Below are 25386 nucleotides of genomic sequence, written 5' to 3' on the forward strand. Positions count from 1 at the left end.
CGGCAGGTCGCGCCCCGTCCCGGCCGCACGGACCCGGCCGGCGGCGGGTGGCGCGGGTCGGGCGGGGGCCCGCGGGGGTCGCCGGGAGCCGCCGGAGGCGGTAGACAGGGCGCATGGCGTACCCCCGACAGCCCCTCCTGGCCCCGAACGGCGCCGTCGCGACCAGCCAGCCGCTCGCGGCGGCCGCGGGCCTGGCCGTGCTGCGGCGCGGCGGCAACGCCGTCGATGCCGCGCTGGCCGCCGCGATCACCCTGACCGTGGTGCAGCCGCCCTCCAACGACATCGGCGGCGACCTCTTCGCGATCGTCTGGGACGGCGAGCGGCTGCACGGGTTGAACGCCTCGGGGCGCTCCCCGGCGGCGTTGACCCGCGAGCTGGTGCTGGCCGCGACGGACCGGCGGGGCGCGGAGCCGGTCGAGGCGCTCGGCGGGGCGCAGGCGGGCGGACCGGCGATGCCGGCCCGGGGTTGGCTGCCGGTGACCGTGCCGGGCGCCCCCGCCGGCTGGCGGGACCTGCACGAGCGGTTCGGCTCGCTGCCCTTCGCCGAGCTGTTCACCGACGCGATCGGGTACGCCGAGCACGGCTTCCCGGTCGCCCCCGGCACCGCCGCCACCTGGGCGTACGGGGTGGCCGGGCACGCCGGGCTGACCGGGGAGGAGTACGCGGAGTTCGACCGGGTGTTCACCCTGAACGGCCGGGCGCCCGGGGCGGGCGAGCGGTGGCGCAACCCGGACGCGGCGGGGACGCTGCGGCGGATCGCCGAGAGCCGGGCGGAGGACTTCTACCGGGGCCGGATCGCCGCGGCGCTGGACGGCCACGCGGCCCGGACCGGCGGCTTCCTGACCGGTGCGGACCTGGCCCGGCACAGCTCGACCTGGGCCGACCCGGTCTGCGTCCGCTACCGGGGGCACGAGGTGTGGGAGTTGCCGCCGAACGGGCAGGGGATCGCGGCACTGCTGGCGCTGCAGGTGCTGGACGGGGTGGACCTGGCCGCGCTGTCGCCCGAGGAGCGGCTGCACTGGCAGATCGAGGCGACGAAGCTCGGCTTCGCCGACGCGCACGCGTACGTCGCCGACCCGGAGCGTGCCCCGGTGCCGACGGCCGCCCTGCTGGACCCGGCGTACGCGGCGGCCCGCCGGGCGCTGGTCACCGACACGGCGGGCGAGCCGATGGCCGGTGAGCCGGAACGCGGCGGCACCGTCTACCTCTGCACGGCCGACGCCGGCGGCATGATGGTCAGCCTGATCCAGTCCACGTACATGGCCTTCGGCTCGCACGTGGTGCTGCCCGGCCACGGCTTCGCGCTGCAGAACCGGGGCCTCGGCTTCCGGCTCGACCCGGTCCACCCGAACGTGGTGGGGCCGGCGAAGCGGCCGTACCACACGATCATCCCGGGCTTCCTGACCCGGGACGGCGCGCCGGTCGGGCCGTTCGGCGTGATGGGCGGGCACATGCAGCCGCAGGGGCACGTGCAGCTCGTGTCGGCGACCGTCGATGCCGGCCGCGACCCGCAGGCCGCGCTGGACACCCCGCGCTGGTACTGGCACGCCGGCCGGGTCGTGCTGGTCGAGCCCGAGCTGGACCCGGCCGTGGTCGCCGGCCTCCGGGCCCGCGGGCACGAGGTCGTCGTCGCCGACCAGCCGGCCGTCTTCGGGTACGGGCAGGCGATCTGGCGCCACCCCGCCGGCGGGTACGTCGTCGGGTCGGAGTCCCGGGTCGACGGGGCGATGTTGGGCTGGTGATCAGGCCTCGACGCGTTCCCGGAAGGTCGTCCGGTACGCCTGCGGGGTGGTGCCCACCCGGCGGCTGAAGTGGTGCCGCAGCGCGGCGGCGTCGCCGAAGCCGGCCTGGTCGGCGACGCTCTCCACGCTCAGCCGGGTCTCCTCCAGCAGCCGCCGGGCCAGCAGCACCCGCTGGTTGGTCAGCCAGTCGTGCGGGGTGGTGCCGGTCTCGGCGCGGAACCGGCGGGCGAAGGTACGGGGGGCCATGCCGGCCCGGGCGGCCAGTTCGTCCACGGTCACCGCCCGGTCCAGGTGGCCCATCAGCCACTCCAGCACCGGCTCCAGGGTGGGCGCCTCGGGCGCCTTGGGGATCGGCGCCTCGACGTACTGGGACTGCCCGCCGTCCCGGTGCGGTGGGACGACCATCCGCCGGGCCAGCCGGGTGGCGACGGCCGAGCCGTGCTCCTGGCGGACCAGGTGCAGGCAGGCGTCGATCCCGGCGGCGGTGCCGGCGCTGGTCAGCAGCCGCCCGTCCTGGACGTACAGCGAGTTGCACCGCACCCGGGCCGCCGGGAACCGCTGTTGCAGCTCGTCGACGTGCCGCCAGTGGGTGGTGCAGTCGCGCCCGTCGAGCAGCCCGGCCTCGCCCAGCACGAACGCGCCGGCGCAGACGCTGAGCAGCCAGGCGCCCCGGTCGGCGGCCCGGCGCAGCGCCGCCAGGACCGGTGCCGGCACGGCCGAGCCGTCGTCGTGCGCCGGCACGGCGACCAGGTCGGCGTCCGCCAGCGGGGTCAGGTCGGCGGTGGGGGTGAGCAGGAAGCCGGAACGGCTGCGGACCGGCTGGCCGTCCCAGGTGCAGACGTCGAAGCGGTAGCCGGGGAAGCCGTCGGCGGTGCGGTCGGTGCCGAAGACCTCGGCGAGCACGCCGAGTTCGAACGCGGCGACGTCGTCGAGCGCGACGACGGCGACAGTGCGGAGCATGTGACGAGGGTAACCCGAAGGGTGGCAGAAAATCGATGGGCACCGGCATTCCTGCCACTGTCCGGGCGGGGCGGAGGGGCGCAGACTGGTTCCAGTCCGGTGCGCACCGGCGGCGAAACCGACACCAACCACGTGAAAGCGAGCGCCGCCATGACCGTCCTGCTTCTCCTGCTCTTCCTGCTCCTCCTCGTCGGCGCCAGCGCCCTTGGGCTGACCGCCGACAGCCGGGACTCGGCCGACTGGAAGCCGACCGACGACGGACGCCGCTGGCGCTCCCGTACCTGCTGAGGTGATTTACACCTTCCATACCGAAAATCCCCGGCGGGACCGCGCCAAAAGGGGCGGCCCCGCCGACGGAGGCCATCAGGCGTACGGCAGGCTAGGAGCATGGCTGACGGCTCCTGGTACGACGCCGACATCGACCACGTGATCATTTCCGAGGCGCAGATCCGCGAGAAGACGGCGGAACTGGCCAAGCAGGTCTCGGCGGACTACGCGCACGTCGAGGACGGTCTCCTGCTCGTCTGCGTGCTCAAGGGCGCGGTCATGTTCATGGCCGACTTCGCCCGGGCGCTGGGCCGGCAGGGCCCGCCCGCCGAGCTGGAGTTCATGGCCGTCTCGTCGTACGGCCAGGGCACCACCTCCTCGGGCGTGGTCCGGATCCTCAAGGACCTGGACCGGGACATCGCCGGCCGGCACGTGGTGGTCGTCGAGGACATCGTCGACTCCGGCCTCACCCTCTCCTGGCTGCTGCGCTACCTGGAGTCGCGGTCCGCGGCCAGCGTCGAGGTGGTCGCCCTGTTCCGCAAGCCGGACGCGGTGAAGGTGCAGGTCCCGGTGAAGTACGTCGGCTTCGACATCCCGACCGAGTTCGTCGTCGGGTACGGCCTCGACTTCGGCGAGCGCTACCGCGAGCTGCCCTACGTCGGCGTGCTCAAGCCCGAGGTCTACGCCCGCGCCTGAGCCCGGCCCCGCGACGCGCGGGCCCGCCCCGGGCCGCGCCGGAACGACCGCCCGTCCGTCAAGCGGACGTTCAGCGGGCTCTCAGCCTTTCGGACTACGGTAGAGGCCGGTGGCGTGGAGGCACCCTCCGCGTCCGACCCCTCGTCCGCGTGACCGGGCGGTCGGGAGGTCGGGTGGGGAGCTCCCGTCACGCCGGCTCAAACCTCGGTTCGCCGTACGCGTAAGTGCCAGGCTCGCAAGCTCACATCTGGCATGAACGGTGTACCGTCGAATGACCGCGGCGCGGCAATTCGCGCCCCGGGGTCGGGGCCGGCCCGCACGGCGGCTGCGGCCGCCGCCCGAGGCGGCGACACCATTCAGACGGTCAGGACGTCGATCAGGAGGATGCGGGCGTCTCGGCGCCCGACGACAGCATGGAACGTACGCGTTTCTTCCGCCGACCGGTGGTCTGGATCATCCTGGTCATCCTCGGCGCCGTTGTGCTCAGTCAGCTGTTCACCGCTGGTCCCAGCTACCACCGGGTGGACACTTCCGTTGCGCTCGAACAGCTCAACACCAAGGGTGGCATCGAGAAGGCCGTCTTCCAGGACAAGGAGCAGACGCTCCAGCTCGACCTGAAGGACAAGGCCAAGTTCGACGACACCACCACCGACAAGATCGAGGCGCAGTTCCCCTACGAGGTCGGCGGCCAGGTCTGGAACGACGTGGCCAAGGCCAAGGCCGAGAACAGGATCACCGGTCCGGCCGACACCAAGGTGTCGTCGGACAGCATCTGGGTGAGCCTGCTGGTCAACCTCCTCCCCATCGCGCTGCTCGTGCTGCTGCTGCTGTTCTTCATGTCGCAGATGCAGGGCGGCGGCTCCCGGGTGCTCAACTTCGGCAAGTCCAAGGCCAAGATGATCACCAAGGACACGCCGAAGACCACCTTCGCGGACGTGGCCGGGGCGGACGAGGCCGTCGAGGAACTCCACGAGATCAAGGACTTCCTGCAGAACCCCGCGAAGTACCAGGCCCTGGGCGCCAAGATCCCGAAGGGCGTGCTGCTCTTCGGCCCGCCCGGTACCGGTAAGACCCTGCTCGCCCGCGCGGTGGCCGGCGAGGCCGGGGTGCCGTTCTACTCCATCTCCGGCTCCGACTTCGTCGAGATGTTCGTCGGCGTCGGCGCCAGCCGGGTCCGCGACCTCTTCGAGCAGGCCAAGTCGAACGCGCCGGCGATCGTCTTCGTCGACGAGATCGACGCCGTCGGCCGGCACCGTGGCGCCGGCATGGGCGGCGGCCACGACGAGCGGGAGCAGACCCTCAACCAGCTCCTCGTCGAGATGGACGGCTTCGACACCAAGGGCGGCGTCATCCTGATCGCCGCCACCAACCGGCCGGACATCCTCGACCCGGCGCTGCTGCGCCCGGGCCGCTTCGACCGGCAGATCCCGGTCGACGCCCCCGACATGGAGGGCCGCAAGGCCATCCTGCGGGTGCACGCCAAGGGCAAGCCGTTCACGCCCGACGTCGACCTCGACTCGGTCGCCCGGCGTACCCCCGGCTTCAGCGGCGCCGACCTGGCCAACGTGATCAACGAGTCCGCGCTGCTCACCGCCCGCAAGGACCAGCGGGCGATCACCAACGACTCCCTGGAGGAGTCGATCGACCGGGTGATCGCCGGTCCGCAGCGCCGGACCCGGGTGATGAGCGACCAGGAGAAGAAGATCACCGCGTACCACGAGGGTGGGCACGCGTTGGTCGCCTGGGCGCTGCCGCACGCCGCGCCGGTGCACAAGGTGACGATCCTGTCCCGGGGTCGGTCGCTGGGCCACACCCTGGTCCTGCCGACCGAGGACAAGTACACCCAGACCCGGGCCGAGATGGTCGACACCCTGGCGTACGCGCTGGGTGGCCGGGCCGCCGAGGAGCTCGTCTTCCACGAGCCGACCACCGGCGCCGGCAACGACATCGAGAAGGCCACCCAGCTGGCCCGCGCGATGATCACCCAGTACGGCATGAGCTCCAAGCTCGGTGCGATCAAGTACGGCACCAGCGGCGACGAGCCGTTCCTCGGCCGCAGCATGGGCCACGAGCGGGACTACTCGGACGCGGTGGCCGCCGAGATCGACGGCGAGATGCGGGCGTTGATCGAGCTGGCCCACGACGAGGCCTGGGAGATCCTGGTGGAGTACCGGGACGTCCTGGACAACATCGTGCTCGAGCTGATGGAGAAGGAGACCCTCTCCACCGCCGACATGGCCCGGATCTGCGCCCGGGTGGCGAAGCGCCCGCCGATGGCCCCGTACCACGGCTTCGGCAAGCGCCAGCCCTCCACCGAGCCGCCCGTGCTCACCCCCGCCGAGAAGGAGGCCCTGAAGGCGCAGGCCCAGGCCGACGGTGCCTCGGTCGGCGGCGCGGCCTCCTCGAACAACTCGGACGGTAACCACTGAGCACCGACCCGACGGCCAGCTCCCCCAACCGGGAGCTGGCCGTCTCCGCGACCGAGCCCGACGGCGAGGACGGGCTGGACTTCGTCGCCGCGCGCCTGATCAGCGGCAAGCTGACCGGGCGCCCGGTGGAGGAGACGGTCGACCTCGCCCGGATCGAGAAGGCGGTGCGGGAGATCCTCATCGCCGTCGGCGAGGACCCGGACCGGGACGGCCTCCAGCAGACCCCGGCCCGGGTCGCCCGCGCGTACGCCGAGCTCTTCGCCGGCCTGCGGGTGGACCCGGCGCAGGTGCTCAGCACCACCTTCGAGGCCAACCACGAGGAGCTGGTGCTCGTCCGGGACATCGACGTGACGAGCCTCTGCGAGCACCACCTGCTGCCGTTCCGGGGCAGCGCGCACATCGGCTACATCCCGGGACCGGACGGCCGGATCACCGGGCTGTCCAAGCTGGCCCGGCTGGTCGAGGTCTTCGCCCGCCGGCCGCAGGTGCAGGAGCGGCTCACCTCGCAGATCGCCGACCTGCTGATGAGCAAGCTGGAGCCGCGCGGCGTCGTGGTGGTGCTCGATTGCGAGCACATGTGCATGGCGATGCGCGGCATCCAGAAGTCCGGCGCGAAGACCATCACCTCGGCGGTCCGGGGCACCTTCCAGCGCGACGCCAAGTCGCGCGCCGAGGCGATGTCGCTGATCATCCCGCGCTGACCCGTACCGGCGACGGCCCCCTCTCGACGAGAGGGGGCCGTTCCGTGTCAGCACTCAGCCGGGGAGCATCGCCAGGACCAGCCCGGCCGTGGTCAGGACCGCCGGGACGAGGCAGACCAGCGCGCCGAAGCGGGGCGTCCGGTCCACCCGGTCCTGCGGGCGGGGCCGGAACAGCCGCCCCACCGCCAGCCAGCCCGCCATGAACGCGACCGCCGGCATCGGTAGCCCGACCACCAGCGCCGCGATGCTCACCGGGCCGGTGCCGGCGGACGCGAAGAGCAGCAGCTGGACCAGCGGCACCAGCAGCGCCAGCGGCCCGTACACCAGCAGGTTGCGGGGGCGCGCCGGCCAGCGGGCCAGCCGGGGCAGGCCCCGGGCGGCGAGCGTGTCGTCCGCCGTCTCCGCCCAGTCGCGGGCGCTGCGCAGGGCGGCCAGCACGGCCGCGGGCCCGCCCGCCATCGCCCGGGCCGACTCGGTCACCTCGGGCGGCGTCGGCAGCAGCGAGATGGCCGGTACGCCCAGCTCCCGTAGCCGCGACTGCTGCGGGGCGAGCCGCTCCCGCACCGCGGTCAGCTCCTCCCGGGCCGCCGCCACCGACCGGGCCTGCTCGGTCGCGGCGGTCGCCGCGGACCGGCGTACCCCGTCGAGCTGCCGGGCGGCGGCGACGTAGTCGGCCCAGGCCGCCTCGACCGTGTCGGCCTCGCCGGTCGGCGTGCGGGGCGCGGGCACCGCGGCTTCGGTCACGACCGCTCCTCGCCGAACGGCACCAGGACCGTCCCCCGCTCGCCGGGGCCGTCCCAGAGCACCGCCCGTTCCGGGCGGGGCCGCCACGACACGGGGCGGTCGAAGAGCTGCTCCAACCGGCCGCCCGGCAGGTCGGTCACCACCACGGCGGTCAGCTTGTCCACCTCGCCCTCCGGGCCGAGCAGCCCGGCCAGCGGCCCCACCGACCGCCACCAGCCGAGCAGGTGGCGCCCGGCCGGCGGACCCTCCAGCAGTAGCGAACGCAGCAGCTCGGGCGGCAGCTCGTTGGCGTCCGGCACGTCCAGCCCGAACACCACCAGGTAGCCCGGGCCGTCCGCCGCCACGGCGGCCCGCAGCCCGGCCACGTCCACCGTCTCCACCTCGTGCCGCTCGGCCAGCTCGGCGGCGAGCGCCGCAGCCGGCTCGGCCGAGCCGTTCGCCAGCGGCGCCAGCACGAACCGGGTCCGGCCCTGCTGCACCGCCGCGCTCCGGGCCGCCGTGACCAGCAGCCGCTCCGCCTCCTCGTCCCGGCCCAGCACGGCCAGGTTCCGGCCGGCCGCCGGCCCGAGCGGTACGGCCACCGTGGAGCGGTGCACGTCCACCGCCCGGCCGAGCAGGGCGGCCGGCGCGTGTGCCCGGCCGGCCAGCGCGGCCCGGTGCCGCGGGTCGTTGGCCAGCAGCGGGCGCGCGTACCCGGCGAAGACCACCGGCGGGGTCACCCCCTCCGGCCGGGCCGACCAGAGCCGGTGCCGCAGGTCGGCGAGGACGGCGGGCTCGTCGTGCGGATCCGGGAACCGGATCATCCGCTCGTGGCCCCGGGTCGCGCCGCGCGGCCCGCCCAGCCCGCCGGCGGTGTTCACCACCGCGCTGCCCACCGGCAGCCCGGCCGCCGCGTCGTTCGTCGGCTCCAGCACCGCCGCGCCGCCGGGCAGCGCCACCCGGACCGGGAACTGGCCGAGCAGCGGATCGCGCGGGCCACCGATGCCGAGGTCACCCTCGCCGGCCAGGACCAGGTGGATCCCGTACGCCCGGGCGGCGCGGGCCAGCCCGTCCAGCCGGGACAGCAGGTCGGCGGCGAGGCGGTCCCGCTCGCGGAGCAGCAGCGGGAAGTTGTCGATGACGCAGACGATCCGGGGCAGCGCCTGGTGCTGGCGCAGTTCCGCGTACCGCTGACCGCCGGCCCGCCGGCCGGCCTCCTCGCGGCGGTGCAGCTCCGCCTCCAGCTCGCCGAGCAGGTCCGCCACGTACTCCCGGTCGGCGGCCATCCCGGCGGCCCGGACCTGCGGCACCCAGGAGCGGTCCCGCTCGGTCTGGAGGAACTCCACGAAGGACTCGCCCTCGCCGAGGTCGGCCAGGTAGACGACCAGCTCGTCGGGGCCGTACCGGGCGGTCAACCCGAACAGCACGTTGGTGAGGAACGCCGACCGGCCCGCGCCGGAGCGGCCGCTGACCAGCCAGTGCGGGGTCAGCTCGGTGAAGCCCAGGCTGACCGGCCGGCCGGCGGCGTCGCCGACCATGGTGGCGAGCCCGTCGGCGGAGCCCTCCGCCCAGAGTTCACCCGCCGGCAGCAGGTCGGTCAGGGCGAGCCGGCTACCGTCCTCGATCTGCCGGGCCAGTCGCCGGCAGACGCCGGCGACCAGTTCCTCGGGCGGGTCCTCCTCGACGAAGACCGGCGAGTTCAACCCGCCCGGTGGCTCCGCCCCCGGGCTGCTCAGCGCGGCGCCGGGCGGATCGCCGAGCAGCGCGTACGCGGTGCGTACGGCGAGCGTGGTGGCCTGGGGCAGCGGCGTGCTGCCCGGCCAGCCGGCCACCACCAGATGCAGGCCCGCCCGGTGCCCCCGGGCGGCCAACTCCTCGATCCGGCCCAGGTCGGACGGTGCCGTGCCGTCCGGCAGCGCGGCCACCACCAGCAGCAGCGTACGGTCGTGCCCGCGCTGCCGGGCCGTGCCGGCGGCCACCCACTGCTCGGCCTCGGCGAGCACCGCCCGCAGTCCGGCCAGATCGGTAGCGGGTGGCGGCAGCAGGCCCGCGTCGGCCAGCGCCGCGAAGCCGGCGAAGGTGCCCGCCGAGCCGTTGCCGTCCACCGCGCGGGCCAGCAGCGCGCCGGCCGGGGTGGCGGCGAAGAGCCGCAGCAGGAGCGCCCGGAGCAGCCCGGCCACCCGGGGGTCGCCGGCGTCGGTGTCCACGGCCAGGTGTCCACTGCCGAGCAACGGCACCAGCGCGGGAAACCGGGCGTCGTCCAGCGGCGCGGCGGTGCCCACCCGGACCAGGGCCGGCGGACCGTCGCCGGGTGGGGTCGTCACGGCCAGGCTCTCCAGCGCGGCGCCGGCCCAGCCGGGCGCGGCGAGCGCCGCCGCCGTACGCAGCCGCTCGGCCAGCTCGTACTGCCGGTGGTGATCGGCGGGGGCGGGCCGGATCTCGTCGAGGATGCCGGCGGCGGCCGTCGCGGCCGCCTCCGCCCGCCGGTGCAGGACGGCGGCCCGACCGGCTCGCGCCTTCGGACTCGCCATCGCGTCCACCTCTCTTCCCGAGGCCGACCTTCCCTCCCCGAGCTGTGACGGTATCCCAGCAGAGGCCCGTCCTCCGGGATGTCGGTCGGCGCTGCGCCGGTCTTTACCCCGGCGCTCAGCCGATCCACCCGGGAGCCGGGCGGCGTCCGCCCCGGCGGTTCTCCTGGGCCTTCATTCGGACGGAGCGCCGGCCAGCGCGCGGAGGCCGAACATGACCGCAGATCCGCCAGATCCGAGGCATTGGGTACGCGCCGCGCAGCCGATAGCCTCAGGAGGTGGAATCAGTGCAGCCCCCCGCCGGTTCCCAGGTCTCCCGCGTACCGGCGCAGCGGACACCGCCCGAGCAGGTGGCGGCCCCGGCGCCGGCTCCGGCGCCCGAACGTCCGCGTCGGCGGCTGCGGACCGTCCTCACGGTCGTCGCCGGGGTGTTGGCGCTGGTCTGCGGTAGTGGCGCGGTGGTCGGTTTCGTGCTGTACGACCGCGCGACCGCACCCGACCGCAGCGCCCCCGACGTCGCGGTGGACAACTACCTCCGTGCGTTCCTGGTGGATCGCGACGACACCAAGGCCAAGGAGTTCGCCTGTGACGGTCAGGCCGGACTAGATGGTCTGCGCGCGCTTCGCGACGACCTGTCGGCACGAGAGAAGAAGTTCGATGCCACCATCTCAGTGAGCTGGGGTGCCTTGAAGGCTCAGCGCACGGGCGACAACGCCGTGGTCGAGGTCGACCTCATCATTTCGGCTCTGGTCGACGGGACCTCGCAGAGCGACCGGCAGAGTTGGCGGTTCGAGACGCGCCGCGTCGACGGCTGGCGGGTCTGCTCGGCGCGGCCTGCCTAGGGGCTACTCGAGCCAGAGCAGGTGAACCGGAACCTCCAAGGTGGTGGGTGCCTGTCCTCGCCACGCCCAGCGGTACCACTCCAGCTCCGGGGCGACCCGGACGCAGATGTCGCCGTCCGCGCCAGAGTAGGTCTCGGTCACCGCACGCAGGTCGCGATGCTCGGTCGGCCCGGTCACGTGCACCACGCGCCGGCCGGTGACCGAGTCCGCCTCGAAGACGGGGGTGGGCGGGCGCCGGGTGGGCGCGTCGAGGGAGACCAGCCGGATGCCCGATTCGGGTGGCCGGCCGGGCGGCCGGCGCTCACCGACCGTCTCCACCCAGACCCGCTCCACCGGCACCAGCGGTGCGAAGACCTCGACCTGCTCGGACTCGGCCCGGTACCACTCGTGCTCCGGAATGACCGGCACGTACGTGCGGCTGCCCTGCACCACCCGCTCGTCGGCGCGCAGGTCGCCGCGCCAGCCGAGGCCGGGCAGGCCGACCAGCACCCGTCGGCCGCGCAGTTCGATCCGGTCGGTGGCGGGGACGATCTCGATGGGGCGGGGCGGCAGCGGGGCCCAGTCCGGCTGGTCCGCGAAGGGGTCGGGCACTGGGTTGCTCATGCGCCGGCGGGCCTCACTCGGCTCCGGACAGGGGCGCGCCGCGCTCGCGCATGAACTGCACCGGGTTGATCGCGCCCCGGCTGGACCGGTCACTGTCCACGTGCACCTCGAAGTGCAGGTGCGGTCCGGAGGAGTTCCCGCTGGTGCCGGAGAGGCCGATCACCTGGCCCGCCTCCACCATCTGTCCGGGCACCACCTGGGGCCGCTCGATCATGTGGCAGTAGCGGGTGACGTAGCCACCGGCGTGCAGGATGTCCACGAACCAGCCGCAGCCGCCCTTGCCCGGCCAGCCGTCCCGGTCGCAGTCGCGCCGCCCGGAATGGTCCGGGTCGCAGCGGGCCACCAGCACCCGGCCCGCCGAGGCGGCATGGATCGGGGTGCGCTTGCCCGCGGCGAGGTCGACGCCGTTGTGGCTGGGGCGTTCCGCGGTGCGGAAGCCGGAGACGATCCCGCCGGGCAGCGGAGCGGTCCAGCCGGAGGCGGCGATGCGCGTCCCGCGGGCGGCGTCGCAGACCGCCCGACCGGCGATCTGGACGGTGCGGGCGGCGCCGCCGGCGAGTTCGTCGACGATCCGCCCGGCCAGTTCCTCGTGCTTGGCGTACGCGTCGGGGAAGGCGCTGACCTGGACCCGCTGCGCCACCACGGTCAGCGGCCGCTGCTCCCAGTTCGGCACCTTGATCATCTTGTCGTAGAACTTCCCGGCCGCGTACGAGGGCGTCATCCGCTGCTCGACGCTGCCCCAGCCGGGTCGCTGCTGGAAGAGGCCCAGCGAGTCGTGGTCCGAACCGACCCCCTCGTGCGGCAGCCCGAGCGAGGCCGGCACGGTGCTGTTGGCGAGGTTGCGCAGCGCGGACTCCTGCATCGCGGTGGCCAGCGCGATGACCCAGCCCCGCGCGGGGACCTTCATGTCCTGGCCGACCTTGATGATGACGGCGGCATTGCGCAGCTGACCCTCGCCGTACTCGGCGAAGCGGGGCATCTCCCCGGTGATGTTCACCCGCCGCCCGAGGTTGCAGCCCTGGCCGACGGCGGGCCCGTCCTTCTCCTCGTTCCCCAGCTCGGTGAGGAAGAAGGCGGCCGCGCCGCCGACGCAGCAGAGCAGCGCGAGCACCGCCGTGAGCGCGGTGGCCAGCACGCCGACCCGCAGCTTCCGCCGGGCGGGCGGTGGCGCGCTGCTCATTGCCGCTCCCAGTCGACCGCGTCCACCAGCCACCGGCCGTCCGGGGCCACCAGGTCGAGCCGGAGCTGACCGTTGTCGAGGGGGATCAACGCCTGCACGAAGGACTCCGTCCGGGGTCGCAGCGTCACCTGACCGGTCACCCGCTGGGCGGGCACCCGTTCGGGGTCCGCCCCGGTCAGCTTGTCGGTGAGCGCCGGGGTGGACATTGGCTTCAGGCGGGCGAGCCAGTCGTCGCCGCTGCTGCCCGGGCCGCTCAGCCAGGCGGTGGTGAAGCGGGTGGCCATCTGCTCCGGGGTCGGCTCGCCGGGGCGGGTCTTCGGCGAGGGCACCGACGTCGGACTCGACAGCAGACCGTCGTCACCGGCCTCCGGATCGACGGTGCTGATCGGTTCGCGTGGCCGGTTGCTGAGCCCGGCGGTCGGGTCGACCGGACCGGAGACCAGCCGGGCCGCGCCGATCACGCCGAAGACCAGGGCGGCGATCACGAGCGCGACGCCGAGCCGGGACCGCAGTACCCGGGTGACCAGGAATTCCAGCGCGCGACGCATCGGGACTCACCGGGCCTCGGACCGTACGCGGGGAGCCGGTCGGGCCGGCGCGCGGTCGGCGGAGTCCGGCCGGTAGACGGCGAAGGACGGGGCCTCCTCGGGGACGTCCGGCTCGGTCCAGGTGGGCTCGCGGCGCGGCCTGGGCGCGGTGGTGCGGGGCCCGCCCGCCGGCCCGGGCGTCGGGACCTCGTCGGCCCGTTCCCGCCCGTCCGGCCGTTGGCGTTCGGTGGCGGCGTGCGACGGGTCCTCGTGCCGGGCCTCGGGCCGGAGGCTGCTCTGCTCGAGCGTCACGCCGCGGCGGCGGCCGACCGCCGGTTCGGCGGTCCCGCCCGGCTCGACCACGTCCAGCCGGGCGGCCACCCGCATGTCCCGGAAGAACCGGCGGTGCCACGACCCGGCCGAGCTGATCGCCTCGCTGCTGTCCTTGCCGCCGAGCTGGGTGATCCGCCGGTACGGCCGGAGCAGCAGCCAGCCCACCACGCCGCAGAGCCAGACCAGGACCACCTGGAGCCAGCCGGGCAGGGTGGGGGTGTTCATGATGAGGTCGACCGCGAAGAGGTAGATGGCCGCCCCCGTGCCGAAGATGGCGATGTTGAAGACGGCCGCGACCACCGCGTTCGCCAGCCGGCGGAGGCCGGCGCTCGCCGGCCGCATCAGGCCGACCGTGCCGAGGATCGGCGCGGCGATCACCGCCCACCGGAAGATCAGGAAGCCGAGCAGCACCAGCAGCGACGCCGTCAGGTCGAACATGGCGAAGAGCAGCGAGGCGAGCACCGCGATGAAACCCGCCCCGATCCGGTCCATGTCGCGGGTGCCCTGGAGGTACTCGTACGCCTCCGGGTCCTCCGACTTGATCTGCTCGGCGACCCGGGCCCACTGCTGCTGCTTGGCCTTGATGGTGGCCTCGCGCGTCTTCGGGTTCTGGCGGAGCTTCTCCGCCTCCTCCCACGAGAGCGACTTGGCGTCGTAGAGCGCGGGGCCGTACTTCTTGGCGGTCTCGCTGTCGGCCGAGCCGAGTACGCCGCGCAGCCAGTTCCGGTAGAGCATGGTCTCGGTGGCGGTGTCACTCGCCCGAACCGCAGGGGGCCGCTTGTCCACGCAGGCGTCCGGGTTCGGCAAGACGCACTTGTCCGACGGTATGTCCTTGGACGCCGGGCCGACGGCGTCGTGCACGACGCCCAGCGTGGTGATCAGGGTGTTGTCGGCGACGTTGGCCGACTTCACCGGCCAGGCGGCCAGCGCGGTCACCGCCACCATCACCAGCACCGCCCAGCCGGCCGTGGTCATGGCGTTGCTCATGTCGGACTGGCGCGACCGCCAGAGCAGATAGAGGCCGACAACGCAGAGCGTGATGATCCCGAAGACGCTGAACACCTTCTGGTAGACGGCCTTCGTCGCCTGCTCGACCAGCGGGTCCGCCCAGGCCCACATCGACCGCGGATCCCAGGCCCGTTCGCGCAACGCGTTCGACGCCCCGATCACCGCGTTGGCGAACATGAACTCGCCGTTGGCGACCATGGTGGTGAAGCGGTAGTCCGGGTGTAGGACGGACGACGCGCAGCCGCCGTCGACGTCGTACGTGGTGTAGCTGTAGCCGGCGTAGCCGTAGTCGCTGTAGAGCCCCTTGGGGCCGGGGAGCTTGGCGGAGTCGGGGCGGGCGGCGAACCAGCCGGCGAGGCCCGAGTCCGGCGCCCCCGGCACCGGCGCGTTACGGCACTCGACCTGGTCCTGGCTGACCTCCTTGAGCTTGGCGACGCAGGCGCGGAAGTCGGCCTGCCACTGCTCGGTGCTGCACAGCTCGGCCCGGGCCTGGGCGACCGGTGTGCCGGCGTACGCGGGTGTCGCCCCGACCAGCGGCCAGGCGATGGTGGCCCCGGCGAGTACGCCGAGCGCGAGGAGGAGCGCCGCGATCCGTGCCCGGGCCCGCGCCATGTCACGCCTCCAGATCAGCCAGGGTCGGCAGCTGCCCGGCCGCCTGGGCGACCGCGGCGGGGGTGGTGTCCAGGTGCTCCAGCAGCCCGTCGACGTACGACACGTCGACCCGGACCTTCTGCACGCGCCCGTCGACGTCGCGCATGACGAACTCGCGGAAGCCGAGCCGGGCGGCCGAGCCGCTGTCGGCCTGCGACAGCGAGGCCAGCGTGGCCTCGTAGCCGTCGTTGACCGGCACCCGGAGCAGCCGCAGCGCCTCGGAGGCGATCTCGGTGTCCTCGGCGATCCGGCCGACGAAGACGGTGGAGACCAGGTTCTGCACGTCGAGGCCGAGGATGTCCTTCGGGTTCTGCGAGGCGACCAGGGCGGCGAGGTTCCACTTGCGGGAGTCGCGGGCGAGCCGGACCAGGAAGGACCGCCCCGAGCGCCAGCCCTCCATGAAGTGGGCCTCGTCCAGGCCGACCAGTTTCCGTGAGGCCATCGAGCCGCCGTAGCAGCGCCGGACGGCGAGCCGGTGGGCGGTGTGCAGCATCGGCAGGGCCAGGGCTTCCTCGGCCGACCAGTACTCGCGCTCGATCTTGAGGTCGGGGAGGCGGAGCCCGGCCATGGTGATCACGGTGAGCGCCGCGTCGGCGCCGAGCAGCCCCTCCGGCGGCCGGCCGAAGAAGAGCATGGCCAGCGGCATCTCGGCGGTGTCCAGCAGCAGGTTCGCCAGCTCCCGGCCGGCGTCGTCGTCCATCCCCTGGAGGCAGGCGACCACGTCGTCCAGGGTGGACGTCTCCTCCGCCGGCACCTGGCGTACGGCGTGCCGGAACAGGGTGGCGGTGGACGCTTCCCGGGCCACCTGCGGCGGCACCAGCATCATGCAGATGTCCTGCACCAGCATGCGCCGCTCGGCGCGGGCGTTGGAGACCGCGATCTCGAACTCCCGGTCGCCGGCCGCGCCGGCGCTGAACTCGCTGCGCAGCGGCGTCGGGATCAGCGCGTACGGCGCCAGGGTGCCCTGGTCGGAACCGGTCAGGTTGAGCACGCGCGAATACGGGGCCAGCTCGGGCATGGCGCAGAGCCGGGCCAGCGGGCCGGACGGGTCGAGCAGGGTCACCTGCACGCCGCGCCGGGCGGCGAGGTAGCCGAGCGCGCCGAGCAGGGTGGACTTGCCCCCGCCCGGCTCGGCGACGAAGACCGCGAGGCCGGAGCGCTCGCGTACCTCCATGGGGAAGTGCAGGTCGAGGAAGACCGGCCGGCGGCAGGTGCCGGCGGTCCGGCCGATCAGGTCGCCGCGCCGGTCGCCGACCGTGGAGGCGGCCTGGGGCAGCGCCGCGGCGAGCAGGTTGACCGGCATCCGCCGGACGTAACCGGTGTTGGCGATCGGCTCGCCGGGGATGAACTCGCGGGCCAGCCAGTCCTGGTTCTTCGGGTGCTGGAGCGAGATCCGCAGCTCGCGGGAGTAGAGCTGGATGAGCCGGCGGGCCCGCTCCAGGCACTCCTCGCGGGTCCGGCCGCCCACCGCGATCCGGTGCCAGCCGTGCGCGCGCGCCGAGTCGACCGGCAGGCCGGTGGTCATCTCGTCGCCGATGACCAGCGCCCGCTTGGCGAGCCGTTCCAGCTCCGGCGGGGCGTCGATGCCGTGCTCGGCGTAGTCGAGCTGCTGGGACCGGATCATCCGGAGCCGGTGCTCCAGGTTCCGGAAGGAGTCGCCGGGGCCGAGGATGTCCACCCGGGTGGAGAGCTCCATCGGCCACGGCAGCCGCTCGTGGAAGTGCAGCCAGGGCTCGTGCCGCTCGGGGATCTCCAGCGGCTCCATCCGGCCCACCGCGAGCACGGCCACGTGCCGTTCCTCGCCGGTCATCCGGTTGACCAGCTTCACCGTCGAGCCGTACGGGGTGCGGTAGCGCTCGACCTGCTCGGTGAGGGCGAGCAGGTCGCCGCGTTCCCAGCGGCCGTTGGTGACCGGCGAGAGGGCGCCCGGTGGCGCCATGCAGAGCGCGACCGAGCGGTAGAGCAGCCACTCCAGTTCCTGGGCGGTGACCCGGCGGCCGCGCATGCCGAACGCGCCGAGCACCTCGTCGAACTGCTCGACGGTGCGGCCCAGCTTGCGGCGCTCGCCGTCGGCGGTGCCCCGCCCGAAGGTGCGCAGCAGCCGCTCGGTGAGCGAGTCGCCGAGTGAGCGGCGGGCGAAGGTGACCCCGAGGTAGGTCTGGCCCTCGGCGTGGTTGACCGCCATCAGGTGGCGCTGGGCGGCCACCAGATGGTCGGCCCAGCCGGGCGTGCCGGGCACGTCGGGCAGCGGTGACGCGGTGTGCGCGTCGACGGTGCGGGCCCACTCGTCGGCCGGGAACGGCCGGGTGGTCCGGCGCAGGTGCAGCCGGAAGCCGGCCAGGCCGGCGTACTGCTCGGAGATCGCGGAGAGCAGCGCCTCCCGCTCGGCGTCGGGGCGGAACGCCCAGCGCACCTCGGGCAGCCAGTACCAGGCGGTGACCGTGTTGGGGGTGAAGGTCAGGTGGCCAGCGATCTCGGTGATCGCCAGCTCCACGGACGGGTCGCGGTCGCCGAACTTGATCTTCGGGGGGCGGACTGGCTTGGCGGGCCGCCCGCTCCGCGCCGCGGACCGCTGCCGGGGCGGGACCACCTCGCGTCCGGGCGCGGTGGCCACCGCCCGGCCCTCCGCCCGGGCCGCGTTTGCCGCCCGCCGGTCGCCACGGCGTCCGGGTCGCTCGGCGGGAAGGTCCGGGTCGGCTTGCTCCGGCTCGGTGGTGGGTCGGACCACGGGCAGCCGGTCGCCGGGCTGGTGCGGCACCCTGGTGCGGGCGACCGGTCCCGCGTCGAGCGCCGGCGGCTGGTCCGGCGGCCCGACCGGCCGGGACGGCGCGCGGGTGGCCTCGGGCGGGGTGGCGGCGCGGGACGGAACCGCCTCGATCTCGGGGACGCCCCGGGCGCGGGACACCTGCCGGACACCGGCCGCGGCCTCGCGGAACCGGGCCGCCGGCGGCTCACCTCCGGGGGTTTCGCCGGGCCGGTGCTCAGCCGAGGACGGTACGACCGGATCGGCCGGGGCGGCGTGCTGGTGCGGGATCGGCAGGGCGTCCCGCCCGACGCCGCGGCGCGGTGGCGCCACCACGGGGGTCGGCTCGGCCGGAGCCGGCGTGCCGGGCCGGGCCGCGGGCGGGTCGGCCGGCCGGGCGGCCGGCCGTCGCGGGCCGGGCTGCGCCCCGCCGAACAGGTCGAGGAAGGGCGAGTCGATGTCCGCGCTGTCGGCGGCGGTCGGCACCCGCTGCTCGGGCCCGGACGGCCGGGGTACCGCCGGCCGGGGCGGCTGGAAGACGCCGACACGACCGTGCCCGGGGCTGGTGGCCAGGGCCGGGTCGAGGACGACCTCGTCCAGCTCCTCGTCCTGCGGGTAATCGAACGATCGCGCTCGGTTACCGTACGGGCCGGCCGGACGTCCGGCCGGGGAACCCGGCGTGGAAGAGCGACTCATGCGACCGCCTCACCCGCGTCGTTCGTCTGCGCCGTCGGCGTACGCCCGGTCATGCCAGTTCCTCCCGGATCCTGATCCGGCTCGCCACCAGGCGCGGGTCGCGCAGCTCGGCGGCCGGCTCCCGGGTGCGTCGCCAGTCCGTCAGCGCGGTCCGGATGACCATGCGCGCCGGCCGGTCCGGGTCGACGTACCGGAAGATGAACGAGGTGGTCACGATGGCGAGCGAGATCTCCCAGGCGGGGAAGAGCTCGACCTGCAGCGTGAACAACCAGTGGATGAACATGTAGAGGGGTACGAGCAGCATGAACAGGCCGTACTGGGCGTACGGCAGGTGGACGGGAAGGGTGTACCCGGGCGGCCCGAGGTAGACGAGACGAGCCCGGTAGATGTCGTCGTCGGTGCGCAGCCGCATGGTCGCCCGGGCCTATTCGAAGATCAGGTCGATCAGGTAGTCGCCGACGAAGAAGAGTGTGGCGGCCCCGGCGATGAAGGCCAGGCCGATGATGGCGATGGCCGAGCTGGTCAGCACCTTGGAGATCTCGCCCCGGCTGGCGCGCCCGATGAAGATGACACCGAGGACGGCGAGCAGGATCGGGGCGATCTTGCTGGCGAAGAAGCTGACGACACTGCTGGTGTCGATGCCCTTGGGGGCCGGCTCGGCGAGTGGAGTCGACGCCAGGGTGTGGAGCGCGTGGTCGACGGCGGACTTCGCCGTCGCCAGGAGCTCGATGGCGATCACTGAAACCTCCCCATGTCGCGGCCGGCGGCGCCGCGGTGGTGCAGTAGTAAAGCCTGGCGGGATGGTGCTCACTTGACGCAGCGCCGGCGACGCTGCGTCCGTCACCCACCACGGAGAGTGGTGAGCTTTGGGGGGATTTTTCCCGCTTCGGCCCTCCCTCCAGGCTTCGCCATCTCGATGCTGGGCAATTCCAAAGCGTACGGGCCGGCCACCTTTGCGACAACCCGCGAAGAGTCGACCCGAACCGACCCGGACGACCGATCGTACACCTGTTCCAATGCGCATGTCAGGGACGTTGTCGACGGCTGCCGGCCGGGCCGCCGGAAGCCCTGCTGGCGAACGGTAGTGTCGGGTCGTGACCGATCTGGTACGGGCGCGGGTCCCGGTGGTGATGGGCGTCCTCAACGTCACGCCCGACTCCTTCTCCGACGGCGGCAGGTACGCCGATCTCGACGCTGCCGTCGGACACGGAGTGCGACTGCGGGCGGACGGCGCCGACCTGGTCGACGTGGGCGGGGAGTCCACCCGTCCCGGCGCCGACCGGGTCGACGCGGAGACCGAGATCGCCCGGGTGCTGCCGGTCATCCGCGAGCTGAGCGCCGCCGGCATCCCGATCAGCATCGACACCAGCCGGGCCCGGGTGGCCGAGGCCGCCCTCGGCGCCGGCGCCGACGTGGTCAACGACGTCTCCGGCGGGCTCGCCGACCCGGACATGGCGCGGGTGGTCCGGGACGCCGGCTGCCCCTGGGTGCTCATGCACTGGCGGGGTCACTCCCGGCAGATGCGGGACCTGGCCAGCTACGCCGACGTGGTGGCGGACGTCCGGGCCGAGCTGAGCCAGCGGGTCGATGCGGCGCTCGCCGCCGGGGTCGCCGCCGAGCGGATCGTCATCGACCCCGGGCTCGGCTTCGCGAAGACCGCCGCGCACAACTGGGAGCTCAGCGCCCGCCTGCCCGAGCTGCTCGACCTGGGCTTCCCGCTGCTCTTCGGAGCCAGCCGCAAGTCGTACCTGGGCCGGCTGCTCGCCGACGCCGACGGCAACCCCCGCCCCACCTCCGGTCGAGAGGCGGCCACCGTCGCCACCAGCCTGCTCGCCGTGGCCGCCGGGGCCTGGGGGGTACGCGTGCACGACGTCCGGGGCACCGTCGACGCGCTCGCCGTCTGGCGGGCCACCGGCAGCCCGCGCCTGGCGCCGGGCCCGGCGACCGCGGCTCCGGCCGGAGGGGCGCGTACCGGGAACGAAGGGGAGCGATGACCGACCGGATCGAGCTGACCGGCCTGCGCGCGCACGGCCGGCACGGCGTCTACGACTTCGAGCGCGCCCAGGGGCAGGAGTTCGTCGTCGACGCGGTGCTCGAACTCGACCTCGCCCCGGCCGCCCGCTCCGACGAGGTGACCGACACCGTGCACTACGGCGAGCTGGCCGAGAAGCTGGTCGCGGTGGTCACCGGCGAGCCGGTCAACCTGATCGAGACGCTCGCCGACCGGCTGCTCGCGGTCTGCCTCGCCGAACCGCTGGTCGCCGCCGCCACGGTCACCGTGCACAAGCCCGAGGCCCCGATCCCGCACACCTTCCGGGACGTGGCCGTGACCATGCGGCGTACCCGGTGAGCCGCGCCGTGCTGTCGATCGGCAGCAACCTCGGCGACCGGCTCGCCCACCTCCGCGCGGCGGTGGCCTCGTTCGGCGACGCGGTGCTGGTGGTCTCCGGCGTATACGAGACTCCACCGTGGGGGGACGCCGACCAGCCCGCGTACCTGAACGCGGCGGTGCTGGTCGCGGACCCGGCGGCCGGCCCGCACGACTGGTTGGCCCGGGCACGGGCCGCCGAGGCGGCGGCGGGCCGGACCCGCGACCCGGAGCGGCGGTACGGGCCACGCACCCTCGACGTCGACGTCATCGCGGTCTGGGACGAGGCCGGCGCGCCGGTGCTCAGCGACGAGGAGGAGCTGACCCTGCCGCACCCCCGCGCGCACCTGCGGGCCTTCGTGCTGCGGCCGTGGATCGACATCGAGCCGCACGGCCGCCTGCCCGGGCACGGCTGGCTGACCGATCTGCTCAACGCCGAGCCGCTGGCCGGGGACGCCCTGGAACTCAGCCCCCGACCGGATCTGGCGTTAGAGTCGGAATCATGACCCAGTGGAGCCGGACGGCATGAGCGACCGCAGCGAGGCGACCGCATGAGCCAGGCGCAGTTCCCCCGCGATCCCGAACGGTGGCGGATGGGTCCCACCCGGATCTCCACGCTGGTGGTGGCCGGCCTGGCCGCCGCCGCGGTGGCGTGGCTGCTGATCAGCAGCTTCTACTACGACGTGGCGCCCAGGCTGCCCTGGCTGCCGGTGGTCACGCTGGCCGCCCTCGCGGTGCTGGAGGGGTACGCGGCGATCAACACCCGCGGCCGGATCGAGCGCCGGCCCGGCCGGGACCCGGTCAACCCGCTGCTGGTCGCCCGGTTCGTGGTGCTGGCCAAGGCGTCCGCGCTGGCCGGGGCCATCTTCGCCGGCTTCTACGCCGGGCTGACCGGCTGGCTCTTCGTCGAGCGGACCAACGCCGCCGTCGGCGACCGGCCGGCCGGTGGCGCCGGGCTGCTCGCCTCGCTGGCGCTGGTCGCCGCGGCGCTCTGGCTGGAGCGGTCCTGCCGGGTCCCGGAGCAGGAGGACGACGAGGACCGGGAGCCCGGCGACCGGGAGACGCCGCGCGGCCGCCTCTGATCAGGGGTTCCCACCACCCGCGCCCGCAGGTACCGTCCCTGGCGACCGGAGAGCAACGGCCGCCGCCGGTCCGCCGCGCGTCGGACCTGGACGGCCGCCGACGTGGGAGGCGCGTCCATGGGGTACGACGAGACGGGCCGGAGCGTGCCGGTGGACACGTCCGGTGTGCCCGCCACCGTGCTGGAGAACGTCTTCGACGACCCGTCCCACGGTGAGCCGGGCCGGGACCGGATCGCCGTCCACGTGGTTTGGGAAATCCTGCTGCTGGCCGGGCTGGCCGTGGCCGGCTGGCTGCTCTGGCGGGAGAACCCGGACGCGCTGCGCGGCGGCGGCCTCAAGTCGCTGCTGGTCGACGTGGCCGGGCTCGGGATGCTCGCCCTCGCCGCCGGGCTGAGCCTGCGCGCCGCCGCGGTGAACCTGGCGATCGGCCCGGTCGCGGTGGCCGCCGCCCTGCACTTCGCCGAGCAGGGTGACCGGGGCGTCCGGGAGGCGCTGCTGCCGGCGCTGGTGGTGGCGGCCCTCGGCGGGCTGGCCCTCGGCCTGACGGTGGTGGTGCTGCACGTGCCCGGCTGGGCGGCGAGCCTGGCCGGCGCGGCCGGGGTGATCGTGTACATCGAGCGGCGCACCTCCCCGGTCGTCATCCAGGGCGGGTACGACCCCCGACGCACCGCCATCTACCTCTTCCTGGGCTTCGCCGCGGTGGCTGTCCTCGGCGGGCTGCTCGGTGCCATCAAGCCGGTCCGCAGGCTGGTCGGCCGGTTCCGGCCGGTGGCCGACCCGGCCCGCCGCCGGGGCGCCGTCGCCGCCATGGTGACCGCGCTGGCCCTGGTCGCCTCGACCGTGCTGGCCCTGCTGAGCGGGGTGCTGATCGCCGCCAACGGGTCCGAACCGGTCGTCCCGGACACCGGGCTGGACTGGACCGTGCTCGCGGTCGGCACCGTGATGCTCGCCGGCACCAGCGCGTACGGCCGGCGGGGCGGGATCTTCGGCACCCTCTTCGCGGTCGCCCTGGTCGGGGTCTTCCTGGCCTGGGCGGACGCCCGGGGCTGGACGATCAGCCGCTGGGCCGTCGGCGGGGCCACGCTCGGGGTCGGACTGCTGGTCACCCGCCTGGTCGAGGCGCTCGGCCGGCCGCGCGGGACCACCGGCGCGGAGATCGGGGTCGGTCCGCCCGGCGACGGCACGATCAGCGCCGGCTGGGCGCTGACCCCGTCGCCGGAGCCGGCCGACGCCTGGCCCTCGGTGCTGCCGGTACGGACCGAGACCACCGTGGACGCCTGGGAGGCGCCCCGCTGGGAGAGCGAGCCGCGCCGCTGGGATGCCGACGACCGGTGACACCCGGCGCGTCGCGTTCCGGCGGGCCGGAGCTGATCTCGCCGGTTAGGCTCGGCGGCATGAGCGAAACTCCCGCCCCCGGCGGCCGTACCTTCGACGAGCTCGACAAGCTCTCCACCGAGGAGCTGCGCGAGCAGGCGTTACACCTGGCTTGGGAGCGCCGCGACCTGGGGTTCTTCTGGTCGGTGCTGCGGCACCTGCCGAACGCGGACGAGGCGGCGGCGCTGGACGGCGCCCTCAACTCGGTGGGGCCGACCATCGACGAGTGGAACGCGCTCTGGCGCGAGCTGACCGGGCACGGCTACGAGGAGAACGCCCCGGTGCTGCGGGCCGCCTTCATCGACTACCTGATGAAGCACTGACCCGCCGCGATGGCCGTCCGCAAACCGGTGGTCGCGCGTACGCGCAGGTTTGCCCGGCGACGGGGGCCGGGAACTGACCGCCCCATGGCCCTCACCAACCGCCCCCGCACCATCAGCCGGTACGGCACCGCCACCGGCACCGGCGCCCTGGCCGCGCTCCTCCTCGTCGGCGTCTGCGGCAGCCCGCTGTACGTGGGGTGGGTCCAGGACACCGACCCGGACGGGGCCGGCGGGTGGTTCCTGCGCCTGCTCGCCTGGCCGGCCTGGCGGCTGCACGCGGACGACCCGTCCCAGGGGGTGCTCGCCACCGACCTGCGCGCCATCCTGCTGCTGATCCTGGCCGCCGCGCTGCTCTACCTGCTGCCCGCCGGCCAGGCGGCCCGGGTGCAGGGCACCGCCAGCCAGTTCCTCTCCGGCTGGGCGGCGTACGCCCTGGCCGGCGGGTTCAGCGCGCTGCTGGCCGCGCTCCTCGGGCCGGGCGGCTCCCTGCTCGCCGCCTTCCAGGCCACCGGCACCGGGGTCACCTACGGCTTCTTCGCCGGCTGGATCATCGGCCTGGCCAGCCTCGGCGGCCGGGCCTGAGCGGGCTCGGCCCCGGCCGTCGGGCCGGAGCGGGCTCGGTCCACGACGCCGAGGCTCAGCACCCGGGCCCGGCTGAGCACCCCGACCGGCCGCCCGTCCTCGGTGACCACGGCGTGCTCGGCGGCCGAGGTGAGCAGCGTGCCCAGCGCGTCGTACGCCGAGCCGCCCAGCGCCACCGCCGGCAGGTCGGCCACGCCGTCGGCGGGGAGCGGGTCGAGCACGTCCCGGGTCACCGGGGTGACCGCCAGCCGCCGGATGCCCCGGTCGGCGCCGACGAACTCGCGGACGAACGGCGAGGCCGGCGACCCGAGCAGGGCGGCCGGGGTGTCGTACTGCTCCAGCCGGCCGCCCTCGGAGAGCACCGCGATCCGGTCGCCCAGCCGGACCGCCTCGTCCAGGTCGTGGGTGACCAGCACGATGGTCTTGCGGACCTCGGCCTGGAGCCGGAGGAACTCCTCCTGGAGTCGGGTCCGGACGATCGGGTCGACGGCGGAGAACGGCTCGTCCATCAGCAGCACCACCGGGTCGGCGGCGAGCGCGCGGGCCACCCCGACCCGCTGCCGCTGGCCGCCGGAGAGTTCGTGGGGGTAGCGGCGGCCGAACTGGGCCGGGTCCAGGCCGACCAGCTCCAGCAGCTCGTTCACCCGGTCCCGGGTCCGCTCCCGGGGCCAGCCGAGCAGCCCGGGCACGGTCGCCACGTTGGCGGCCACCGTCTGGTGCGGGAAGAGCCCGACGTTCTGGATGACGTACCCGATGCGGCGGCGCAGCGCGACCGGGTCGACCCGGGTGACGTCGTCGTCGCCGAGCAGGATCCGGCCGTGGGTCGGCTCGATCAGCCGGTTGATCATGCGGAGCACGGTGGACTTGCCGCAGCCGGACGGGCCGATCAGCACCACCAGCTCACCGGCCTTGACCTCCAGGCTCAGCTCGCGTACCGCCTCCGTCCCGTCCGGGTAGCGCTTGCCGAGGCGCTCGAGGGTGATCGAGGCGGCGCCGTGTCCGCCGGCGGCTCCCGGGGTAACGTCCAC

General features: G+C 74.3%; 24 protein-coding genes. 13 read left to right on the top strand and 11 right to left on the bottom strand.

What is annotated here, in order from left to right; genetic code table 11:
* The first annotated feature begins 113 nt into the window (after positions 1–113).
* Entirely contained in the window at positions 114–1742 is a 1629-nt protein-coding gene (locus ACGFI9_RS15185; RefSeq protein ID WP_393178569.1) for a gamma-glutamyltransferase family protein, read from the top strand.
* Here the strand turns inward: ACGFI9_RS15185 and ACGFI9_RS15190 are convergent, their stop codons facing one another.
* Entirely contained in the window at positions 1743–2702 is a 960-nt protein-coding gene (locus ACGFI9_RS15190) for a GlxA family transcriptional regulator (RefSeq protein WP_393178570.1), read from the bottom strand.
* 150 nt (positions 2703–2852) lie between these two features.
* Between ACGFI9_RS15190 and ACGFI9_RS15195 the strand changes: the two genes are divergently transcribed.
* From ACGFI9_RS15195 to folE, 4 genes are all read left to right on the top strand, one after another.
* Positions 2853–2990 (top strand): hypothetical protein, encoded by a 138-nt coding sequence (locus tag ACGFI9_RS15195; protein ID WP_393178571.1) that lies wholly within the window; start codon positions 2853–2855, stop codon positions 2988–2990.
* 99 nt (positions 2991–3089) lie between these two features.
* Entirely contained in the window at positions 3090–3665 is a 576-nt protein-coding gene (hpt, locus tag ACGFI9_RS15200; protein ID WP_091070183.1) for a hypoxanthine phosphoribosyltransferase, read from the top strand.
* A gap of 413 nt (positions 3666–4078) precedes the next feature.
* Positions 4079–6094 carry an ATP-dependent zinc metalloprotease FtsH gene (gene ftsH, locus ACGFI9_RS15205; RefSeq protein WP_393178572.1) on the top strand — a complete coding sequence of 672 codons (2016 nt, stop codon included), beginning with the start codon at positions 4079–4081 and terminating at the stop codon, positions 6092–6094.
* Positions 6095–6129: 35 nt separating this feature from the next.
* Positions 6130–6795 (top strand): GTP cyclohydrolase I FolE, encoded by a 666-nt coding sequence (gene folE, locus ACGFI9_RS15210; RefSeq protein WP_393178894.1) that lies wholly within the window; start codon positions 6130–6132, stop codon positions 6793–6795.
* A 54-nt stretch (positions 6796–6849) separates the two neighbouring features.
* Here the strand turns inward: folE and ACGFI9_RS15215 are convergent, their stop codons facing one another.
* Together ACGFI9_RS15215 and ACGFI9_RS15220 are read right to left on the bottom strand one after the other, a co-directional pair.
* Positions 6850–7539 carry a hypothetical protein gene (locus ACGFI9_RS15215; protein ID WP_393178573.1) on the bottom strand — a complete coding sequence of 230 codons (690 nt, stop codon included), beginning with the start codon at positions 7537–7539 and terminating at the stop codon, positions 6850–6852.
* Entirely contained in the window at positions 7536–10058 is a 2523-nt protein-coding gene (locus tag ACGFI9_RS15220; RefSeq protein WP_393178574.1) for an FtsK/SpoIIIE domain-containing protein, read from the bottom strand. The genes ACGFI9_RS15215 and ACGFI9_RS15220 overlap by 4 nt, the downstream gene beginning before the upstream one ends.
* A gap of 275 nt (positions 10059–10333) precedes the next feature.
* On the opposite strand from ACGFI9_RS15220, the gene ACGFI9_RS15225 reads away from it, so the two are divergent.
* Entirely contained in the window at positions 10334–10888 is a 555-nt protein-coding gene (locus ACGFI9_RS15225; protein WP_393178895.1) for a hypothetical protein, read from the top strand.
* A gap of 3 nt (positions 10889–10891) precedes the next feature.
* On the opposite strand, the gene ACGFI9_RS15230 is transcribed toward ACGFI9_RS15225, so the two are convergent.
* The 7 genes from ACGFI9_RS15230 to ACGFI9_RS15260 are packed head-to-tail and all read right to left on the bottom strand — an operon-like array spanning position 10892 to position 19368.
* Complete coding sequence (locus ACGFI9_RS15230; RefSeq protein WP_393178575.1) at positions 10892–11491, bottom strand: hypothetical protein; 600 nt, start codon at positions 11489–11491, stop codon at positions 10892–10894.
* A gap of 13 nt (positions 11492–11504) precedes the next feature.
* Complete coding sequence (locus ACGFI9_RS15235) at positions 11505–12671, bottom strand: M23 family metallopeptidase (RefSeq protein WP_393178576.1); 1167 nt, start codon at positions 12669–12671, stop codon at positions 11505–11507.
* Complete coding sequence (locus ACGFI9_RS15240; RefSeq protein WP_393178577.1) at positions 12668–13219, bottom strand: hypothetical protein; 552 nt, start codon at positions 13217–13219, stop codon at positions 12668–12670. Before ACGFI9_RS15240 ends, ACGFI9_RS15235 begins: the two co-directional genes overlap by 4 nt.
* A 6-nt stretch (positions 13220–13225) precedes the next feature.
* Positions 13226–15151: an MFS transporter gene (locus tag ACGFI9_RS15245; RefSeq protein ID WP_393178578.1), complete on the bottom strand. Its 1926-nt coding sequence runs from the start codon at positions 15149–15151 to the stop codon at positions 13226–13228.
* A gap of 1 nt (position 15152) precedes the next feature.
* The gene (locus tag ACGFI9_RS15250; RefSeq protein WP_393178579.1) at positions 15153–18629 is read right to left on the bottom strand and encodes an ATP-binding protein; all 3477 of its coding nucleotides are present in this window, start codon (positions 18627–18629) and stop codon (positions 15153–15155) included.
* Between the two features lie 49 nt (positions 18630–18678).
* Positions 18679–19041 carry a hypothetical protein gene (locus ACGFI9_RS15255; protein ID WP_091317037.1) on the bottom strand — a complete coding sequence of 121 codons (363 nt, stop codon included), beginning with the start codon at positions 19039–19041 and terminating at the stop codon, positions 18679–18681.
* A gap of 12 nt (positions 19042–19053) precedes the next feature.
* Positions 19054–19368: a hypothetical protein gene (locus ACGFI9_RS15260; RefSeq protein ID WP_393178580.1), complete on the bottom strand. Its 315-nt coding sequence runs from the start codon at positions 19366–19368 to the stop codon at positions 19054–19056.
* 355 nt (positions 19369–19723) lie between these two features.
* Here ACGFI9_RS15260 and folP point away from each other — a divergent pair, with 355 nt between their 5' ends.
* The 7 genes from folP to ACGFI9_RS15295 all read left to right on the top strand — a co-directional run bounded on the left by folP (position 19724) and on the right by ACGFI9_RS15295 (position 24358).
* Positions 19724–20623: a dihydropteroate synthase gene (gene folP, locus ACGFI9_RS15265; protein ID WP_393178581.1), complete on the top strand. Its 900-nt coding sequence runs from the start codon at positions 19724–19726 to the stop codon at positions 20621–20623.
* Positions 20620–20979: a dihydroneopterin aldolase gene (gene folB, locus ACGFI9_RS15270; protein ID WP_148430943.1), complete on the top strand. Its 360-nt coding sequence runs from the start codon at positions 20620–20622 to the stop codon at positions 20977–20979. The genes folP and folB overlap by 4 nt, the downstream gene beginning before the upstream one ends.
* The gene (gene folK, locus ACGFI9_RS15275) at positions 20976–21503 is read left to right on the top strand and encodes a 2-amino-4-hydroxy-6-hydroxymethyldihydropteridine diphosphokinase (protein WP_393178582.1); all 528 of its coding nucleotides are present in this window, start codon (positions 20976–20978) and stop codon (positions 21501–21503) included. The genes folB and folK overlap by 4 nt, the downstream gene beginning before the upstream one ends.
* Before the next feature lie 87 nt (positions 21504–21590).
* A complete protein-coding gene (locus ACGFI9_RS15280; protein WP_393178896.1) occupies positions 21591–22079 on the top strand; it encodes a DUF3180 domain-containing protein in 489 nt (162 codons plus the stop codon).
* Between the two features lie 117 nt (positions 22080–22196).
* A complete protein-coding gene (locus ACGFI9_RS15285) occupies positions 22197–23414 on the top strand; it encodes an ABC transporter permease (RefSeq protein WP_393178583.1) in 1218 nt (405 codons plus the stop codon).
* A 59-nt stretch (positions 23415–23473) separates the two neighbouring features.
* Positions 23474–23776 (top strand): hypothetical protein, encoded by a 303-nt coding sequence (locus tag ACGFI9_RS15290; protein WP_393178584.1) that lies wholly within the window; start codon positions 23474–23476, stop codon positions 23774–23776.
* 84 nt (positions 23777–23860) lie between these two features.
* On the top strand, positions 23861–24358 hold the full coding sequence (locus ACGFI9_RS15295; RefSeq protein WP_393178585.1) for a hypothetical protein: 498 nt from the start codon (positions 23861–23863) through the stop codon (positions 24356–24358).
* On the opposite strand, the gene ACGFI9_RS15300 is transcribed toward ACGFI9_RS15295, so the two are convergent.
* Positions 24301–25386, bottom strand: a complete 1086-nt coding sequence (locus ACGFI9_RS15300; protein WP_393178586.1) for an ABC transporter ATP-binding protein — start codon at positions 25384–25386, stop codon at positions 24301–24303. The two genes, ACGFI9_RS15295 and ACGFI9_RS15300, sit on opposite strands and share 58 nt — an antisense overlap.

The organism is Micromonospora sp. NPDC048930 (assembly GCF_043197935.1).
Classification (GTDB): Bacteria; Actinomycetota; Actinomycetes; order Mycobacteriales; family Micromonosporaceae; genus Micromonospora.